The organism is Petralouisia muris (assembly GCF_004793545.1).
In the GTDB taxonomy this organism is placed as follows: domain Bacteria; phylum Bacillota; class Clostridia; order Lachnospirales; family Lachnospiraceae; genus Petralouisia; species Petralouisia muris.
Genome location: NZ_SRYA01000005.1, coordinates 46,511 through 65,044, shown reverse-complemented (window position 1 = coordinate 65,044; position 18,534 = coordinate 46,511). Strand labels below are relative to the sequence as shown.

Genomic DNA, 18,534 nt, shown 5'->3' with positions numbered 1-18,534 from the left:
TCTGCGTATTTTCTGTACATTTGTGTAAAGACTGCAAAAAAGGGGCTGCATACCGGCAGCCCCCTATGCTTATTCAGCATAACATATTTTTTGTTTTCTGGCAATTTCTAACCGATATATCCTGCAAAAAGGAATGCAAAGATATAGGAAGACGCTGCCACACAAGCCCAAGTGATTCCGCCCAGTGCAATAGGCTTCAATCCCTTGGAAAATACATCCTTAAACTTAATCTTAAATCCCACGCCCGCTAAAGCAGATGCAAACAGGAACTTACTTACCACCTTCAAAAGATCGCTTCCCACTTCACTGAACACGCCATAAGTATTCAGGCCTGCCATTACCACAAACCAGAGAATGAACATAGGGAAGGTTTTCTTTACAACTGCCAGGATGCTGTCATTGCTTCCAGCCTCCCCGTTCTTCTTGGCGTCCTTCGCCATCAGAACCGTCCAGACAATTGCCACGAAGATCAGCATAGTGGTACGCACCAGCTTAACATTCAAGGCGCCGCTGAATTCAGGATTGGCAATCATAGCCTGATAGGTAGCCTGAGCGCCTGCAACTGAGGATGTGTCATTGATTGCAGTGCCTGCTACGAAAGCAAACTGGTTCTCTGTAAATCCGATTGCCGGTGCAATATACGGATAAGAAAAAGCTGAAATCGTATCAAACAGGAAAATTGCCGCCATACCAAATGCGATTTCTGCGTCCGTTGCCTTGATAATCCGGCTTAAGGTTGCTATGGCCGTACCGCCGCAGATGCAGGTTCCGCCGCCTACCAGAACAGAGGTGTTCTTCGTCACGCCGATTTTTCTGCCCACCAGCATTGCCACTGCAAAGGAAAGACAGATATTAAACAAGATTAACGGCAGCGCTCTGACGCCAGTTCCCATAATGTCAGCAAAGCTTAAGGTTCCGCCTGTCATGATGATGCCCCAGTTCAGGAACTGTTTGCTGCAGTAAGTCGTTCCCTCTTTAAAGTCCTTATCCACGCTTGGAATAATATTGCAGATAATCATAGAAACTAACAATGCAACCATTGGTCCGCCCATAACCACGCGCCCGAACACGGAAGACTGCAAATCTGTGGATTTCGTTGCCAGAAATCCAATCACCAGGCACAACAGAATTGCGCCGTATTTTTTCTTTGAACCCATTTCCTAAATTCCTCCCAAAATTAACAGGTTGCTCCTCCTGCCAGATGAAGCTGTGCATCCAGGATCTCCTGTTTTCTATCTAATATATCATTGGCAAGAAGCTGTTTTTCCACTTCTTCGAATCCGATTCTTGCAATGGTATCTGCAAAACGTTCTCCCGTCTGTCCCTGTTCACGGAACAGCAGGATTGCTTTCTCTACCGTATCCAGAAGCTCTTCCTCTGTGGTGAATACCTTAGATAAGGGCTGTCCGTGGGCAACCTTCTTGCCCCATCTTCCGCCGATATAAATCTTGTATCCCGGAGTTCCGTCTTCAATTACGTCAAATGGGCACTGTTCTACGCAGCGTCCGCAGTTGTTGCACGCCTCCTTGTCAATGACAAGCTCGCCGTCTTCCACTTTTGCAGCCTTCATCGGACAGGCTGTTTCCACCTGGCATTTCTTGCATCCGTTGCACATATCATCGTCCACGTTTGGCACAAGCTGGCCTACGATACCCAAATCGTTCAAATCAGGCTTCACGCAGTTATTGGGACATCCGCCGGTTGCAATTTTAAATTTGTGAGGAAGCTTTACCGTATGATATCCTTTGTAGAAACGCTCATGGATTTTCTCAGACAAATCAAAGGTGTCATAAAGTCCATACTGGCAGGTGGTTCCTTTGCAGGATACCACTGGGCGAACCAAAGAGCCTGTACCGCCGGTCTCAAGGCCTGCTTTTGCAATATACTCACGGAAGGGCTCAATATTGTCAAAATGGATGCCCCGTACTTCCACAGTAAGGCGTGTGGTAAATTCCACATCTCCATTTCCGAATTTTTCTGCTGCTTCTGCAATTACTTTTGTCTGCTCTGCCGTGATTTTACCATTTACCGTAATCACACGTCCGTTAAATAAATCTGTTCCTTTGTTATTCAGAAATCCAAGTCCTTTCACTCTTTTGATTTCTTCAGGTTTAATTGTACATCCCATAACCCTCAATCTCCTTTTCTTTTTTCTATTTAACAGCAGCTCCTGCGCCAAAGGCGTCTTGGATTTGCCTTTGGCTGAAACATATGATTCCATATTTCTGCAGGCGCTGAACCATTACTCTGAATGATACAGGGCACATTCGCGCCATTCTGGAAATAACGACAATCTCTTACGCTTCCACATCGCTGAAAGTAATTCCGCCTTCCAATACTTTCGTATTCTTGTATCCATAGAATTTCAACCGGTTCTGAAGCAGATAAGCTCTCTTTCCTTTGTTGCAGACAAGAAGAAGCTTCTCTTCCGGATCCAGTCCCTCTACCGGGCCTTCCACTGTGGTAAGCTCTACATAAGGCGCGCCTTCAATGGACGGCGCAAGACATGCGTCCACTACCTTATAGCCTTCTGCTGCGCCCGCTGCATACTCTGCCGGAGTAAATGTCTCAAATTTGCCATTAATTTTATTCATCAGCACATTCAATGTGTGCTCAAAAGGATGAATTGCAGTAGAGAACGGCGGTGCATAGGCCAAATCCATATCTGCCAGATCGGTAAGGGTTCCTTTCAGCATAATGCCTGTCACTGCAATATCCACTACTTTATCCACTGCTCCTGCGCCGATGACCTGCACGCCCAGCAGTCTTAAGGAATCCTTGTCTGCAATCATCTTAATTACAAAGGCTCCTGCGCCCGGGAAATAATGCGCCTTGTCGTCCACAACTGTAATCACGCTGACAGGATGGAACCCTTCTGCTTCAGCCTGGGCTTCTGTCAATCCAGTTCTTCCTACATTTAAGCCCGGTAACTTACATACTGCCGTTCCCAGTACGCCACGGTAGCCAAAGTCTGCGCCCATCATGTTCTGGGCAATCAGACGGCCGCTGATATTCGCAGTAGATCCCATGGGAGACCATGCTGCCTTCTCAGTCAGCGCGTTATGTACCATTGCGCAGTCACCTGCCGCATAGATATCCGGAAGGTTTGTCTCTCCCTTTCCGTTGGTCAGAATAGTTCCTTTGAACATTTCCAGTCCGATTCCATCCAGGAAGGATGTGTTGGGGCGGATTCCGGCGCTTAGCACCACTAAATCAGCCTTATAAGCCTTCTTACTGGTCAGAACCTTCTCAACCTTGCCGTCTCCCTCGATTCCGGTTACTGCAACTTTCGTTACCACCGGGATTCCGCTTTCCTGTAATTTTCCTTCCACATATTCGGCCATCTCAGCATCAAATCCTGGAAGCGCATGCTCTGCCATATCCAGCACGAAAGGACGGACGCCCTGTAATTTCAAGTTCTCGGCAATCTCCAATCCGATATAACCTGCGCCTACCACTACGGCCCGCTTCACATTGCCTGCATCTACTGCTTCACGGATTCTAATGGCGTCCTCCGGCGTTCTCACAAAGAATACGTTTTCCAAATCACAGCCTTCAATGGGCGGCTTGATGGGGCTTGCGCCTACGGAAATTACCAGCTTGTCATAATCATAGGTCTGCTCCTGACCTGTGGCCAGATTCACTGCCGTTACTTTCTTTGCCTCAGGATCCACCTTGGTTGCCTCAGTTTCAGTCATCACGGTTACGCCGGTGAGTTTGGCGTATTTCTCCGGCGTATTCACAATCAGCTGCTCTCTGTCCTCAATGACATGCCCAACATAATAGGGAAGCCCGCAGCCTGCATAGGAAATATTCTTCCCTTTATTCAGTACGAGAACCTCATTCCCCCGGTTCTCCCGCATCAGCTTCGCTGCGATCTTCGTGCCGGCAGCAACCCCGCCAAGTACCACTACTTTCATATCCTACCTCCTTAAATTGAAAAAGATTGATAAAAATTCGACAATTTTCTCTATGTTTTTATGATAGCACTTGTTAAATTGGACGTAAAATAGTAAAATATAAACTAATCTATAGGTATTTTCCTATAATACCGCCTGTACTTTCTCATAAATATTTTTAATCTATGAAAAGCATGGACAAAACATCACTATTTTTATCAAATAGCAGGAGGATTCCAAGTGGCAACCTTAAAACAATTAAAAACCTTTATTGCCGTAGCCGAATACAAAAAAATGAGCGAGGCAGCCAAGCGCCTGTACATTTCCCAGCCTACCGTAAGCCAGATTATTTCAGATCTGGAAAATGAATATCAGACCAGGCTCTTTGAACGTTTTCCCAAAGAACTGAAAATCACTCCCTCTGGACAGATGCTGTTAGAAAGCGCCAGGGAGATTGCCGCCAGCCATGAGCATTTAGAGCAGTCTATGAAGCATGCAAACTCCCTGCGCCCCCTGCGCATCGGCGCCACCCTTACCGTGGGAAACACCCTGATGGGCTCTCTGGTGGAAACCCTTACGCTCCAGTCCCCCGACATTGACGTAAAGGTATTTATAGACAATACACAGCTCATTGAGCACCGGATGATTCACAATGAACTGGATATTGCGCTGGTGGAGGGGATTATCGTCCATCAGGAAATTATGACTGAACCTGTCCTGGAAGACACCTTGTGCATCATCTGCGGAAAAGGCCATCCCTTTGCCGGACGGAGCTCTATTGCCATAGAAGAACTGCGGCATCAGGATTTTATAATCTGGGAAAAGGGAAACGGCACTCGGGCTATCTTCGAAAATATTATGCTGCATTCCCACATTCCTTTTGCGATAAAATGGGAATGCAGCGGCCGCTGCGGCATTGTGGACGCTGTGCGCCATAATCTTGGCCTGGGGGTTTTATCCCGTCGCTGTGCCGCCGAATATGAAGAAAAAGGCGACATTTTCGTCTGCCAAATCGAAAATGTATCCATGAAACGCTATTTCTATCTCTGTTACAATCACTGCCGTCCTGTCACCTCACAAATGCAGGAATTTTCTGATTTAATAAAAAATATGGAATGATAAAATATTTTACTGCGTCATAAGCCATGGAGAGTATTTTTCTTCCTTTTGGGAATACTTGTATCATGCCACAGACATCAGGCGCTGTAACCGCCATGCTACAGCGCCAATTCAGATCTGCTTTTGACACAGGAGGTTATTATGCCGCAGAATTATATTGAAGAATTTCGGGGAGACCTGAAAGAATTTCATGAAATGACAAAAAAATTCTACCAAAAAGACATCAACGTTGCCCAATATAAAAAATTTTCCGGAGGCTTCGGCAGCTATGCCCAAAGGGGCGGCGCTGCCAGTATGCTGCGCCTGCGCTTTGCCGGCGGAGAAATCACAAAAGAACAATTACTGTTTATCGCAGAAAGCATTGAAAAATATAACATTTCCCTGGTTCACTTTTCCACCTGCCAAAGCGTCCAGCTCCACAATCTATCAGAGGCACAGGTGTGCGCTTTAATCGAAGAATCCTTCAACCACGGCATTATTACCCGGGGCGGCGGGGGAAATTATCCCAGAAACGTGATGTGCTCCCCGCTTTCCGGCGTACAGCAGGGAGAATTTTTCGATGTGCTTCCCTATGCCAAAGAGGCCGCCGGTTATTTGCTTGGTTTTATCCACAAAGTCAAACTGCCCCGGAAATTAAAAGTGGGATTTTCCAATTCCAAAGAAAATATTACCCATGTAACCTTTCGAGATCTGGGCTTCGCTGCCACAGAGCGGGGAACCTTTGATGTATACAGCGCCGGCGGACTAGGACGGGAACCCAAAATGGGCGTTCTGGTGGCCTCTGAGATTGATCCTTCTAAAACTTTGTATTACATCAAAGCCATGATTGACGTTTTCGTTACCTACGGCAACTATGAAAACCGCGCAAAATCCCGCACCCGCTTTATGCAGGATACCCTGGGAAGCGAGGGATATATCAAGGCGTACCAAGAAAAGCTGAACCAGGCGTTTGACTCTGAAACTCTTGACCTGTCTCTTGCTGTGCCCACAGTCAAAAAACGGGGCGGCGGACAGCCATTACGCCATCCCCGGGTCATTTCGCAAAAACAGGAGGGTCTGTACGCCGTGTGCTACCATCCCATTGGCGGCTGCCCCAAACCGGATTTTTTCCGGCGCCTGTACCAGGCAATCCTCCCTATGGAAGAAGTTCTGCTGCGGGTTTCTCCAGATGAAAGTCTGTACCTGATCAACCTGACCGCCGAAGAAGCAAAAGCTATCCTGGCCCTGACCGGGGACGGCGCTCAGACCTGTTTTGAAACTTCCGTCTCCTGCATCGGCGCCTCCATCTGCCAGGTAGGAGCCAGGGATTCTCAGGCCCTTTTAAAAGCCTGTATTGACAGAGTCCGAAAGGAACAATTTCCGGATGATACCCTGCCTAAAATCCATATCTCCGGCTGCCCCTCTTCCTGCTCCGGTCATCCGGTGGCTTCCCTTGGATTCCGAGGCGGCGTAAAACAGACTCCAGAAGGGCCTAAACCCGCCTTTGCTGTCTATGAAATGGGCTGTCCCATTGAGGGAGAGGAAAAATTCGCATCCGAATTAGGGATAATGGCAGAATCTGAGATTCCTGAATTTCTTGTTACGCTTGGCAGAGAAATTACTTCCCGGAAAATGACTTATTCAGAATTTGTAAGGGACTGTCATGAAGATTTCCTGGAAATCGCAGCCCCCTTTCTATGATTATCCAAAAAACAGAAACCGACGGCGGCGGCTGTTGGGGCCGCATCCATCGGTTTGGCTGTTTTATTTCAATTTTCCTGCAAAATCTTTCATAGCTTCTGAAATTTTAATCTGCTGGGGACAGACTGCCTCGCAGCTTCTGCATCCGATACAGGAATCCGGATGTTTCTCTTTCGGCACTGCCATCAGCGCCATCGGCGCGATAAACCCTCCTCCGGTAAAATTATGTTCATTATAAAGTTCCAGCAAAGCCGGGATATCCAGATCCCTGGGACAATGACTGACACAGTAACGGCAGGCTGTGCAGGGAAGCGTCCCATTTAACATGCCGTCCGCCACAGACAGCAGTGTGTCCATTTCTTCCTGTTTCAAAGGCTCTTCCGTCTCAAATGTCCTGATATTTTCCTGTAACTGCTCCATATCAGACATGCCGGAAAGCACAACAGTTACCTGCGGAACAGACTGCAGGAACCGGAACGCCCATGCAGGGATCTTTTCCTTTGGCCGTATTGCCTTCAAGGTTTCTTCTGCCTGCTCCGGAAGCTTTGCCAGCCGGCCGCCCCGCAGCGGTTCCATCACCCACACTGGGATATGATATTCCTCCAAAAGCTCCACCTTGCCTTTTGCATTCTGGAAGGACCAGTCCAGATAATTCATCTGAATCTGGCAGAATTCCATATCCTTACCGTAAGCCTCCAGGAAACGCTTCATAACTTCTACGCTGCCGTGAGCGGAAAAGCCCAGATGACGGATACGTCCATTTTTCTTCTGTTCCATCAGGTAACGGTAAATTCCATGGCTTTCCTCCAGATAGGCATCAATATTCATCTCGCAGACATTATGAAACAGGTAAAAATCGAAATAATCTACCTGACATTTCTCCAACTGCTTTTCAAAAATCTCTTCCACCTTATCCATATTGGAAAGATCGTATCCTGGAAACTTCGTGGCAAGATAAAAGCTTTCCCTGGGATATCTGCTCAGAGCCTTTCCCATTGCCAGCTCTGAATTGCCATTATGGTATCCCCATGCGGTGTCATAGTAATTTACCCCCTGCTTCATGGCGTAATCTACCATTTTCTCCGCTGCCGCTTCATCAATTCTGCCATCGTCTCCATCTACCACTGGCAGACGCATTGCCCCCATTCCAAGAGCTGATAACTTTAAATCCGAAAACTCTTTGTAAATCATATGCTGTTCCTCCCAATCTGTTTTTCTATAATTATAATGCAAAGCCCTATATCCCGCAAATACTTTTCCTGTATGGAACTCTATAGGATTCAGGTATCGTAATTTGCTTTTAACAACTTGCAGAAAATTAAACTAAAATTCATAGACTTTTTCCCTTGATTCTGTTATACTGGTTTCACCAGCACAGTATCCCAAATTTCAAAAAAATTATCAAAGGGGGACACTATGACCGATAGCCAAAAGCTTGATTTAATTCTTGAAAAACTTAACCAAACCGATAAAAGATTCGATTCTCTGGATCAAAGGATTGATTCCCTGGATCAAAGAATCACTTCCTTAGAAGGCAAATTCGATTCTTTGGAAGACAGAATCACTTCCTTAGAAGGTAAATTCGATTCTTTGGAAGACAGAATCACTTCCTTAGAAGGTAAATTCGATTCTTTGGAAGACAGAATCACTTCCTTAGAAGGTAAATTCAATTCTTTGGAAGACAGAATCACTTCTCTGGAAACTCAGGTGATTGATTTACAAGCACAAATCAAAGATATCCATTTGATTCTTGAAAATGAAATCCGAATTAATATTCAGCGTGTAGCCGAAGGACATCTTGATTTGTCCAGAAATTTACATAACGCCATGGAACCCAGTTCAGAAGTGGAAATGTTAGCTATCAAAGTCCGGAAGTTAGAATCTGATGTTAACATGTTAAAGCAGCGGCTGGCATAAGTTGATCTGCACGGAATCAGCACAAAATGTTCAAGCTCCTCGATCTGAGGAGCTTGAACATTTTGTGCGCCGGGCACAGTCACCTCAGCCACATCATTCCATCGGTATTTAATCGCTATTTAATGCCAAACACGGTCTGCAGCAGAGTCTTTCCCGTGTGCGTCCGAAACACATGTTCCATGATATTTCTGATATTTTCTTCTGAGTATCCGGCTTCATCAGCATTTACCAGATAGTCAGCCTCTATCAGAATCTGATAATCTATGCCGTCAATGTCATGCAAAGTATGGTGATGGCCCACCAGATAAACCACCCGTTCTGTGATTTCTTTTGGCCAATCTGTATCTTTCAGAAATTCTGCCGCCAGAACCGCTCCTTCCGATTCCTGATATTCTCCCTTTGTACTGCCATATTTCTGCCGGCATAAGGGACAGGCAATATCATGGAGAATCGCTGCAAGCTCAACCACAGTCTGTTCCTGGGAAGTTAATCCTTCACAGATTCCAATGGTCCTGGCATAAGCGTACACTTTCATAAGATGATTAATATCACGGCGGTTTCCCTTTGCATATTCAATCATTTGTATTAAAGTTTCTGAACTATTCATTAATTTTATCTCCCTGCAGCCTGCCGGGCGCTAAGCGCCCAGATTCGTATAGCCCATCAGGCTCTCATCCACTGCCCTGGCAACTTCCCTGCCTTCCCGGATAGCCCATACCACCAGAGACTGGCCTCTGCGCATATCGCCTGCTGCAAACACATGCTTCACATTAGTTTCATAGCTTTCCGGCTCTGTCTTCACATTGGTTCGCTCATTCAACGCAATTCCGAATGCATCCGCCACGTATTTTTCCGTTCCCAGAAAGCCGGCTGCAATCAATACCAAATCCGCTTCCAGCTTCTGCTCAGAACCAGGCGCTTCCGCCATTACCATACGTCCTGTTTTTTCATCCTGCCTGTTTTCCAGCTTCACCGTTATAAGTCCGCAGAGTTTTCCATTTTTATCTTTTAAAAATTCCTTAACCGTCGTCTGATACATCCGCGGGTCATGGCCAAAGAGGGCAATGGCTTCCTCCTGACCGTAATCTGTCTTGCAGACTTTAGGCCACTGGGGCCAGGGATTATTATCCGCCCGCTGATCCGGCGCCTTCGGCATCATTTCCAGTTGAGTTACTGAAGACGCACCATGGCGGATGGACGTTCCCACACAATCATTTCCTGTGTCGCCGCCGCCAATAATCACTACCTTTTTCCCTTTGGCAGAAATGTATTTGTTGTCTCTCAAGTCAGAATCCAAAAGGCTTTTCGTGGTGGCTGAAAGAAAATCCACTGCAAAATAAATTCCTTTGGCGTCTCTGCCAGGGGCTTTGATATCCCGGGGATTCTTGGCTCCGCAGGCTAAAATTATCCGGTCATACTCCTTTAACAGTTTGGCCGTCTTCACATCTTTTCCCACATTGGCGCCGGTGATAAATTCCACGCCCTCTTCCCTCATTATATTCACTTTCCGATCAATCACATGCTTTTCCAGCTTCATATTAGGTATTCCATACATCAGAAGCCCGCCGATACGATCCTCCCGTTCATAAACAGTAACCTGATGCCCCCGCTTGTTCAGCTGATCCGCTGCAGCAAGGCCGGCAGGGCCGGAACCTATCACTGCAACCTTCTTGCCGGTGCGCACCTTAGGCGGTTTTGGCCTGGCAAACCCCTGCTCATAGGCGTTTTCAATAATTCCATGCTCATTTTCTTTTACCGAAACGGCGTCTCCATAATGTCCGCAGGTACATGCCGCCTCGCAGAGCGCCGGGCATACCCGGGAGGTGAATTCGGGAAAATTATTTGTTTTCGCCAGACGGTTGTACGCCTGTTCCCAGTTTCCGGTATATACCAGATCATTCCATTCCGGCACCAGATTGTGCAAAGGGCAGCCGGAAGTCATTCCCATCAGCTCCATACCGGACTGGCAGAAGGGCACACCGCATGCCATACAGCGGGCGGCCTGTATCTGCTGTTCTTCTTTACTGAGAGGGATATGGAATTCATTGAAATTCTTTATGCGTTCCCGAGGGGCAGCCGCCTCTGCTGTTTGTCTGCTGTAATCCATAAATCCTGTTGGTTTTCCCATTTCCGCGTCCCTCCTAATTCTTCATATTGGCATAGAATGCCTCAATCTGTGCCTGCTCTGAGCTTAACCCTTTTTCTTCCATCTGCACAATCGCCATCATCATCCGGTGATAATCATAGGGTACAATTTTCTTGAATTTCGGCAGATATTCACTGAAATGCTCCAGCACTTCCTTGCCTTTTTCTGAATTGGTCAGCGCCACATGCTCCTTCACCATATCCTTTAATTCCATTACATCATACTTGGATGTAATTTCCTCGGAAAATACCATTTCCTTATTAATTCTGGTATACAAATCACTGTCTTCGTCCAGCACATAGGCAATGCCGCCGCTCATGCCTGCCGCAAAGTTTTTCCCGGTTTTGCCAAGCACTACCACCCGGCCGCCAGTCATATACTCGCAGCCGTGGTCGCCCACGCCCTCTACCACTGCAACAGCGCCGGAATTGCGGACACAGAACCGTTCTCCGGCAACTCCATTGATAAACGCTTTTCCGCTGGTTGCTCCGTAAAGAGCTACATTTCCGATAATAATATTTTCATCCTGCCTGAATTTCACTCCGGTAGGAGGATAAACCACCAATTTTCCTCCGGAAAGCCCTTTTCCAAAGTAATCGTTGCTGTCGCCTACCAGCTCCAGGGTCAGCCCTTTGGGAATAAACGCCCCGAAACTCTGACCGCCAGCTCCTGTGCATTTTACCAGGAAGGTGTCTTCCTCTAAATCGTCGTCGAACCGTTTGGTAATTTCCGAACCGAAAATCGTGCCGAAGGAACGGTCCGTATTGCTGACTTCCACGTTAATGCTGCGCCTCTGCCCTCCTTCCAGGGCAAATTTCAGTTGCTTCATCAGAACCTTTTCATCCTTGGTTTTCTCAAGCTCAAAGTCATACACCTGTTTGGGATCAAAAATCACCTTAGACTTGGGGCCTGCAAAAGGATTGTTCAGGATACCAGATAAATCCAGTTCCTTTTCCCGTTCTGTCAAATCCTCCCGCACCTTCAGCAAATCGCTTCTTCCCACCAGCTCATCTACGGTGCGAACCCCCAGCTTTGCCATGTATTCCCGCAATTCCTCTGCAATAAAACGCATAAAATTAATCACATATTCCGGTTTTCCAGCAAACCGTTTTCTGAGTTCCGGATTTTGGGTTGCAATTCCCGCCGGGCAGGTGTCCAGATTGCAGACACGCATCATGATACAGCCCATCGTCACCAGGGGAGCCGTTGCAAATCCAAATTCTTCCGCTCCCAGCATAGCGGCAATGGCTACATCCCGCCCTGTCATCAGCTTTCCGTCCGTCTCAATCCGCACCTTGTTGCGCAGTCCGTTTAAAATCAGAGTCTGATGGGTTTCGGAAAGGCCCAGTTCCCAGGGAAGCCCTGCATTGTGGATGGAGCTGCTGGGAGCCGCTCCCGTCCCGCCGTCATATCCAGAAACCAGAACCACCTGAGCCCCTGCCTTGGCAACGCCTGCCGCAACCGTTCCAACTCCCGCTTCAGATACCAGCTTCACAGTAATCCTTGCGTCTTTATTGGAATTTTTCAAATCATAAATCAACTGCTCCAGGTCTTCAATGGAGTAAATGTCATGATGGGGAGGCGGAGAAATCAACGACACTCCCGGCGTGGAAAGCCTGGTTCTGGCAATCCAGGGATACACTTTCTGCCCCGGCAGATGTCCTCCTTCTCCCGGTTTCGCCCCCTGGGCCATCTTAATCTGGATTTCCTTTGCGCTGACAAGATAACGGCTGGTCACGCCGAACCGTCCGGAAGCCACCTGCTTGATGGCGGAACAGCGGTTTTTGCCATCGGAACCTGTCACCAGACGCTCCGGGCTTTCTCCGCCCTCGCCGCTGTTGGATTTACCATGGAGACGGTTCATGGCAATTGCCAATGTCTCATGGGCCTCCTGGGAAATGGAACCGTAAGACATGGCCCCTGTTTTAAACCTTGTCACGATGGAATCCACGCTTTCCACTTCCTCCAAAGGAATGGATTTCTTCGGATATGCAAAATCCATCATTCCCCGGATATTGGCGTTTTTCTCCTGTCCGTCCGCCGCCTTCGTATATTGTTTAAACAGCTGATAATCTCCTCGCTTTGTGGACTCCTGCAGCAAATGGATGGTCTGGGGGTTGTACAAATGGCTGTCTGCGCCGCTGCGCATCTTGTGGCGCCCCCGGCTCTCCAGGGTCAAATCGGTTTCCAGCCCCAGCGGATCGTAGGCGCTGGAATGAAGGGCGTTGACGTCTTCTTCAATATCCTTTAACGTAATTCCCCCAATGCGGCTTACCGTATTGGTAAAATATTTATTAATGACATCGGCAGAGATGCCGATTGCCTCAAAAATCTTGGCGCCCTGATAGGACTGAATCGTAGAAATTCCCATCTTAGCCGCAATCTTTACGATTCCATGGATAATAGCGTGGTTGTAATCTGCAATGGCCGCATAATAATCTTTATCCAACATATGATCGTCAATCAGCTGTTTTACCGTATCCTGCGCCAGATAAGGATTGATGGCACAGGCGCCGTATCCCAGCAATGTGGCAAAGTGATGGACTTCCCTGGGTTCTCCCGATTCCAGAATCATTGCAAGAGCTGTCCTTTTTTTTGTTTTAATCAAATGCTGCTGCAGGGCGGACACTGCCAATAGGGAAGGGATTGGCACATGGTTTTCATCCACGCCCCGGTCAGACAGAATCAAAATATTGGCTCCGTCTCGGTATGCCCGGTCCGCTTCCACAAACAAACGGTCAATGGCTTTTTCCAGGCTGGTATTTTTATAGTAGATAATTGGAATCTCCACCACCTTGAAGCCTTCTGCTTTCATGGACTTTATTTTCATAATATCCGTATTGGTCAAAATCGGATTGTCTACCTTCAGCACCTGACAGTTCAGGGGCCTTTCTTCCAGCAGGTTTCCATCCTCGCCAATATAGACCGTGGCGCTTGTCACCACTTCTTCCCGAATGGAATCAATGGGCGGATTGGTGACCTGGGCAAATTTCTGTTTAAAATAGTTAAACAGAGGCTGATGATCCCCGGCCAATGCCGCAAGGGGCGTGTCAATTCCCATGGCCGCCGTTCCTTCTCCGCCGTTTTTCGCCATAGGCAAAATAGCTTCCTTCAAAGATTCATAGGTGTAGCCAAAGGTTTTCTGCATTCTCTGGCGTTCTTTTTTCTCATACTCCGGCACACGCTGATTGGGGATCTTTAAATCAGACAAATTAATCAGGTGCCGATCCAGCCATTCCCCGTAAGGCTGTCTATTGGCATATTTTTCTTTTAATTCATCGTCGTCAATGATCCGGCCCTGGACCGTATCCACCAAAAGCATTTTTCCCGGACGGAGACGTTCTTTTGCTGCGATTTTCATCGGATCAACATCCAGAACCCCCACTTCTGAGGAAAGAATCAGGTTGTCATCCTCGGTAATATAATAGCGGGAGGGACGCAGCCCGTTCCGATCCAGAACCGCCCCCAGGATGTCCCCGTCGCTGAACACAATGGAAGCCGGCCCGTCCCAAGGCTCCATCATGGTGGCGTAATACTGGTAGAAATCCTTTTTCTTCTGGCTCATTAGGGCGTTGTTGGCCCAGGGCTCTGGAATGGTAATCATCACCGCCAAAGGCAGATCCATGCCGCTCATCACCAGAAATTCCAATGTATTATCCAGCATAGCGGAGTCTGAGCCTTCCGCATTTACCACCGGAAGCACCTTCTGCAGCTGTCCTTTTAAATAGACAGATTCCATGGTTTCTTCCCGCGCCAGCATCTTATCCGCATTTCCAAGGATGGTATTGATTTCCCCGTTATGCACAATAAAACGATTGGGATGCGCCCGCTCCCAGCTTGGGTTGGTGTTGGTGGAAAATCTGGAATGCACCGTCGCAATGGCGGATTCATAATCTTTATCCTGCAAATCTCCAAAAAACAGACGAAGCTGTTCTACCAGAAACATTCCCTTATATACAATCGTCCGGCTGGACAAAGAAACCACATAAACGTCATCGTTGGACTGTTCAAACACCCGTCTGGCTACATACAGCTTCCGGTCAAAGGCCAGCCCCTTTTCCACATTCTTCGGCCGCTTCACAAATCCCTGCATAATATAAGGCATACAATCCACGGCTTTCTGGCCCAGCTGTTCCGGCGCAATGGGCACTTTCCGCCAGCCCAGAAATTCCATGCCTTCCTTTTTCACAATGACTTCAAACATCTTTTTAGCCTGATTCCGCTTCAGCTCATCCTGGGAAAAGAAAAACATGCCGATTCCGTAATCCCGTTCTTCTCCCACCTCAATTCCCGCCTCTTTTGCCGCCTTTTTGAAGAATTTATGGGAAATCTGCAGAAGAATTCCTACGCCGTCTCCCGTTTTCCCTTCCGCATCCTTTCCTGCCCTGTGTTTCAGATTCTCTACAATCTTCAATGCATTTTCTACGGTCTGGTGGGTCTTGATTCCCTTAATATTCACCACTGCGCCGATTCCGCAGTTGTCATGTTCAAAGCCTGGGTTATACATGCCCATGGCTGTTCTTTTCGTTTCCTGCATGTTCTCATCCTCCCTGCCAAATTGCAGCCGCCGGTTTTTGATATGTCAAATGTATGGCTGCATGGGTACTTTGTTGTATTAAAGTGCTGATATAACTATACAATATTTTTTCATTTCTGTAAACCATTTTTTTGCCATTATTATCTGATAATTTGATTATATTAATTTTTAACTATAAATTTTCTGATAATTAATGATATTTTCACATTAATAGGCAAATATACAAACAATTTTATTGAAATATGAAAGAAATTTTTTTCTGGAATTTTATTGATTTGAATTAAAAATCGAAGATTTTATTGAATTGTGTTAAAATTTTTCTTCAAAGACACATGTCAAAAAACGTAAGCGCAGCGAACTGCGCCAAGGCTTTTTGCATATGCAGTGGGAAAAACAGATTCCTTTGTTTTCCCCAATCACTGCCTCTTTTTGTTCAGCCCCCAAATCCCCCCAAGAAGCACAGCGCTGATGACTGCCAGACCTGCGGTAGCCCCTGCAAAAACACTTCTGCTCTGTTCCATCCACCGAAGCATTCCAGTTTCCACCCGCAGCACAGAAATCAGATTTGCCCCTACATGGGCCAGAAATGCGCCATAAAAATGTCCGGCCTCCTCTACAAACCAGGCCAGCATTATTCCCAGCGCTCCCGCATACACAAACTGCACCAGATTCTGATGAAGCACTCCAAACAGCAATGCGGACAGCGTCATAGCAATCAGTCGACTTTGCCGCTCCTTTTTGCGGCCTTTCTCTGTCTTTTCTTCATTCGTTACAATCAGCAAATCACACAACCTTGCATACACTACGCTGCGGTACAATAATTCCTCCAGAAAAGGAGTCAGCAAACAGGCGCCCAGCAATTCAAAGAAAATTCCTCCTGCAAAAAAATAGCTGTTGACCTCCTGAAATCCCTGGGAAATCTCTTTCAGTGTCGTTAACGCCAGAAGATTGTTCAGCGCCGCTCCCACAAAAGCCCCTGCAAGAAACATCAGAACTCCGTTTCCCGCTTTCTGGACCAAGCTTTTCTTCTGAAACATCAGCTCCATGCGCTTCCAAAATACAGTGGGTACTTTGCGGTCTTTGCTGTAATAACGTACCATAAAGGGAATGGTCACCGCCACCGCCGCCGTCTGCAGCGCCATGTACTGTTCCTGGATGTCTGCCCCCAGAAAGGAGGCAAACATAGCAAACAGTGACATGGCAAGATTTGTCACCACAAAGTAAATAAAAATCGGATATATGACATTCCAAGACTTGAAAATCGCGCTGCTGTTGTATGGGTTATTCTTTGCATTCATGATTCTTCTTCCTTTTCTTTCTCCAGCACTTCCACCCCGCTGGTCATATCCTCTATCTCCATTTCCGTCTTCTTTACTTTTCCATCCTGGGCAATGGCCTGCATAATCCGCCTGATATCTTCCGGCGAAAACATGCCGATAGCCGTAGAAAGCGCATCAATATCATTACGGTTTACCACCAGGCGGCCGCCGCTTTCTAAAGGAACGGAAATACACTGGTCTGGATCTGACACATCTCCCAGACACAGGCTGTTCTGTTCCTCATCGCACTGGAAGACTACTCCATGATAGGTAATCATCCCATTTTCATCTGCCAGCATGGAATAGGGAGCGCTCTTCCGGTTCCCGATGATTTTCCGTATTGCCTCGTCTTTTAACTCATCAGAAATCGTGTCCACAATCTTCAATTCCTGATTTTGCTCCTGGCCCATTTCAGACTTTTCCTGATTAATCTTATGAAAACGCATGCTGCGGGCTTTCCCTTCCCACAATACATTCGTCTCATATTCCTGTCCCGAATTCCCGTTTGCGAAAGCAGCTTGATCCGCCTGTTCTTTTTTCCGCTCCAGCGCTTCTTTTTGTCTCTGCTTCACATCTGTTTTATAGCTTTCTATAGAGTAATCCACCTTCTGTAATAGCTTGTTCCATTCTTTCTCAGAGAATTCAGCAATGGTTTTCCCTGACGAATGATTCTTTTTCTTCTCTTCCGGTTTCATCCTCCTGGCGTATTCCGAAACTGCCTGTGAAAAATATCCATTTCCTGTACTGTTCTGCACTCTGCTTAACATAATTTTTCCCTCCTGTGCTCCAAAAGAAATTAAAAAACGGCACCTATTCCATTCCCTGGAAATAAATGCCATCCGTAGCTGAAATTAATATCGGCAGTTTCCAGAATTTTTTTATGCCAGCAAACAAAATACTTTTCTATAACAAATGTTTCCGCAGCTCTTCCCCGCTTTTCGGGCTCAAATAAGCCGGCGCAATGTCAAATACTGTCCTGCATCCGGTCTGCCCTTCCTGAGACAGGCGGTAAGCCGCTCTTGCATACGCCGCAATGACACTGGCTGTAAATTCCGGATTAGAATCCAGTTTCAGGCTGTATTCGACGACGTGGCTGTTTTCCTGCTCCCACCCGGTTTTGCCGGAACGGATCACAAATCCGCCGTGGGGAATCCCACTGTGGTTCTTTAATAATTCCTCTTCACTGATAAAGTGCACTGTCGTATCATAATCTGCAAAATAATTGGGCATAGTCTTGATTTCTTCTTCTATTTTCGCCGGATCTGCCCCTTCTTCCAACACGACAAAGCACTCTCTTGTATGCTTCTGCCTGGTGGTAAGCGCGGGATTCTCTCCTGCCCGCACAGCTTCCAAAGCATGTTCCACCGGAATCGTATACTGTTTTGCATTTTTCACTCCCGCAATTCTCCGAATGGCGTCAGAGTGGCCCTGACTGACCCCCTTGCCCCAGAAAGTGTAATCTTTCCCTTCCGGCAAAATTGCATTGGCGTACATACGGTTTAAAGAAAACATTCCCGGGTCCCAGCCCACAGAAATAATGCCGAGCGTTCCGTTCTCTTTCGCCGCCTGATCCACATTGGCAAAATGCTCCGGTATCCTTGCATGGGTGTCAAAACTGTCCACTACATTAAAATATCGGGCGTATTGGGGCGTCTGCTGGGGCAGATCCGTTGCGCTTCCGCCGCAGAGAATCATCACATCAATTTTCCCTTTCCATTTCTCCGCTTCTGAAACCCTGCACACCGCCGCCTCTTTTGTGAGAATGGAAACCTGTGCCGGATCTCGCCTGGTAAATACCGCTGATAACTCCATGTCCGGATTCTGCCTGACTGCGCATTCCACTCCTCTCCCAAGATTTCCATAGCCTAAAATTCCAATTCTAATACTCATCCTTGCATTCTCCTTTTCTAAAAATAA

13 protein-coding genes are annotated in these 18,534 nt (G+C 47.1%); 3 read left to right on the top strand and 10 right to left on the bottom strand.

What is annotated here, in order from left to right:
- Nucleotides 1–107 precede the first annotated feature (107 nt).
- From E5329_RS03545 to E5329_RS03535, 3 genes are all read right to left on the bottom strand, one after another.
- Nucleotides 108–1,157 carry a YeiH family protein gene (locus E5329_RS03545; RefSeq protein ID WP_135988222.1) on the bottom strand — a complete coding sequence of 350 codons (1,050 nt, stop codon included), beginning with the start codon at nucleotides 1,155–1,157 and terminating at the stop codon, nucleotides 108–110.
- A gap of 20 nt (nucleotides 1,158–1,177) precedes the next feature.
- The gene (locus E5329_RS03540) at nucleotides 1,178–2,128 is read right to left on the bottom strand and encodes a 4Fe-4S dicluster domain-containing protein (protein ID WP_135988221.1); all 951 of its coding nucleotides are present in this window, start codon (nucleotides 2,126–2,128) and stop codon (nucleotides 1,178–1,180) included.
- A gap of 169 nt (nucleotides 2,129–2,297) precedes the next feature.
- The gene (locus tag E5329_RS03535; RefSeq protein WP_135988220.1) at nucleotides 2,298–3,920 is read right to left on the bottom strand and encodes an FAD-dependent oxidoreductase; all 1,623 of its coding nucleotides are present in this window, start codon (nucleotides 3,918–3,920) and stop codon (nucleotides 2,298–2,300) included.
- Between the two features lie 219 nt (nucleotides 3,921–4,139).
- Here E5329_RS03535 and E5329_RS03530 point away from each other — a divergent pair, with 219 nt between their 5' ends.
- Entirely contained in the window at nucleotides 4,140–5,018 is an 879-nt protein-coding gene (locus E5329_RS03530) for a LysR family transcriptional regulator (RefSeq protein ID WP_135988219.1), read from the top strand.
- A gap of 141 nt (nucleotides 5,019–5,159) precedes the next feature.
- Nucleotides 5,160–6,698: a nitrite/sulfite reductase gene (locus E5329_RS03525; protein WP_135988218.1), complete on the top strand. Its 1,539-nt coding sequence runs from the start codon at nucleotides 5,160–5,162 to the stop codon at nucleotides 6,696–6,698.
- Between the two features lie 63 nt (nucleotides 6,699–6,761).
- On the opposite strand, the gene E5329_RS03520 is transcribed toward E5329_RS03525, so the two are convergent.
- Nucleotides 6,762–7,889: an aldo/keto reductase gene (locus E5329_RS03520; protein ID WP_135988217.1), complete on the bottom strand. Its 1,128-nt coding sequence runs from the start codon at nucleotides 7,887–7,889 to the stop codon at nucleotides 6,762–6,764.
- A 225-nt stretch (nucleotides 7,890–8,114) separates the two neighbouring features.
- Between E5329_RS03520 and E5329_RS30390 the strand changes: the two genes are divergently transcribed.
- On the top strand, nucleotides 8,115–8,615 hold the full coding sequence (locus E5329_RS30390) for a coiled-coil domain-containing protein (RefSeq protein ID WP_275442973.1): 501 nt from the start codon (nucleotides 8,115–8,117) through the stop codon (nucleotides 8,613–8,615).
- A gap of 115 nt (nucleotides 8,616–8,730) precedes the next feature.
- Here E5329_RS30390 and E5329_RS03510 read toward each other — a convergent pair whose 3' ends face one another.
- From E5329_RS03510 to E5329_RS03485, 6 genes are all read right to left on the bottom strand, one after another.
- Complete coding sequence (locus tag E5329_RS03510) at nucleotides 8,731–9,222, bottom strand: HD domain-containing protein (protein WP_135988216.1); 492 nt, start codon at nucleotides 9,220–9,222, stop codon at nucleotides 8,731–8,733.
- 30 nt (nucleotides 9,223–9,252) lie between these two features.
- On the bottom strand, nucleotides 9,253–10,743 hold the full coding sequence (locus E5329_RS03505) for a glutamate synthase subunit beta (protein WP_135988215.1): 1,491 nt from the start codon (nucleotides 10,741–10,743) through the stop codon (nucleotides 9,253–9,255).
- Nucleotides 10,744–10,756: 13 nt separating this feature from the next.
- Entirely contained in the window at nucleotides 10,757–15,298 is a 4,542-nt protein-coding gene (gltB, locus tag E5329_RS03500; protein WP_135988214.1) for a glutamate synthase large subunit, read from the bottom strand.
- A 416-nt stretch (nucleotides 15,299–15,714) separates the two neighbouring features.
- Nucleotides 15,715–16,596 carry a CPBP family intramembrane glutamic endopeptidase gene (locus E5329_RS03495; RefSeq protein ID WP_135988213.1) on the bottom strand — a complete coding sequence of 294 codons (882 nt, stop codon included), beginning with the start codon at nucleotides 16,594–16,596 and terminating at the stop codon, nucleotides 15,715–15,717.
- Nucleotides 16,593–17,384, bottom strand: coding sequence for a hypothetical protein (locus E5329_RS03490; protein WP_135988212.1), 792 nt, complete (start codon nucleotides 17,382–17,384; stop codon nucleotides 16,593–16,595). Before E5329_RS03490 ends, E5329_RS03495 begins: the two co-directional genes overlap by 4 nt.
- Nucleotides 17,385–17,520: 136 nt before the next feature.
- Nucleotides 17,521–18,507 carry a diaminopimelate dehydrogenase gene (locus E5329_RS03485; RefSeq protein ID WP_135988211.1) on the bottom strand — a complete coding sequence of 329 codons (987 nt, stop codon included), beginning with the start codon at nucleotides 18,505–18,507 and terminating at the stop codon, nucleotides 17,521–17,523.
- Nucleotides 18,508–18,534: the final 27 nt, after the last annotated feature.

What these genes read in the sequence shown, in the direction of transcription:
- E5329_RS03545 (WP_135988222.1), bottom strand. Translation starts at nt 1,157, where the DNA reads ATGGGTTCAAAGAAAAAATACGGCGCAATTCTGTTGTGCCTGGTGATT.
- E5329_RS03540 (WP_135988221.1), bottom strand. Translation starts at nt 2,128, where the DNA reads ATGGGATGTACAATTAAACCTGAAGAAATCAAAAGAGTGAAAGGACTT.
- E5329_RS03535 (WP_135988220.1), bottom strand. Translation starts at nt 3,920, where the DNA reads ATGAAAGTAGTGGTACTTGGCGGGGTTGCTGCCGGCACGAAGATCGCA.
- E5329_RS03525 (WP_135988218.1), top strand. Translation starts at nt 5,160, where the DNA reads ATGCCGCAGAATTATATTGAAGAATTTCGGGGAGACCTGAAAGAATTT.
- E5329_RS03520 (WP_135988217.1), bottom strand. Translation starts at nt 7,889, where the DNA reads ATGATTTACAAAGAGTTTTCGGATTTAAAGTTATCAGCTCTTGGAATG.
- E5329_RS30390 (WP_275442973.1), top strand. Translation starts at nt 8,115, where the DNA reads ATGACCGATAGCCAAAAGCTTGATTTAATTCTTGAAAAACTTAACCAA.
- E5329_RS03510 (WP_135988216.1), bottom strand. Translation starts at nt 9,222, where the DNA reads ATGAATAGTTCAGAAACTTTAATACAAATGATTGAATATGCAAAGGGA.
- E5329_RS03505 (WP_135988215.1), bottom strand. Translation starts at nt 10,743, where the DNA reads ATGGGAAAACCAACAGGATTTATGGATTACAGCAGACAAACAGCAGAG.
- gltB (WP_135988214.1), bottom strand. Translation starts at nt 15,298, where the DNA reads ATGCAGGAAACGAAAAGAACAGCCATGGGCATGTATAACCCAGGCTTT.
- E5329_RS03495 (WP_135988213.1), bottom strand. Translation starts at nt 16,596, where the DNA reads ATGAATGCAAAGAATAACCCATACAACAGCAGCGCGATTTTCAAGTCT.
- E5329_RS03490 (WP_135988212.1), bottom strand. Translation starts at nt 17,384, where the DNA reads ATGTTAAGCAGAGTGCAGAACAGTACAGGAAATGGATATTTTTCACAG.
- E5329_RS03485 (WP_135988211.1), bottom strand. Translation starts at nt 18,507, where the DNA reads ATGAGTATTAGAATTGGAATTTTAGGCTATGGAAATCTTGGGAGAGGA.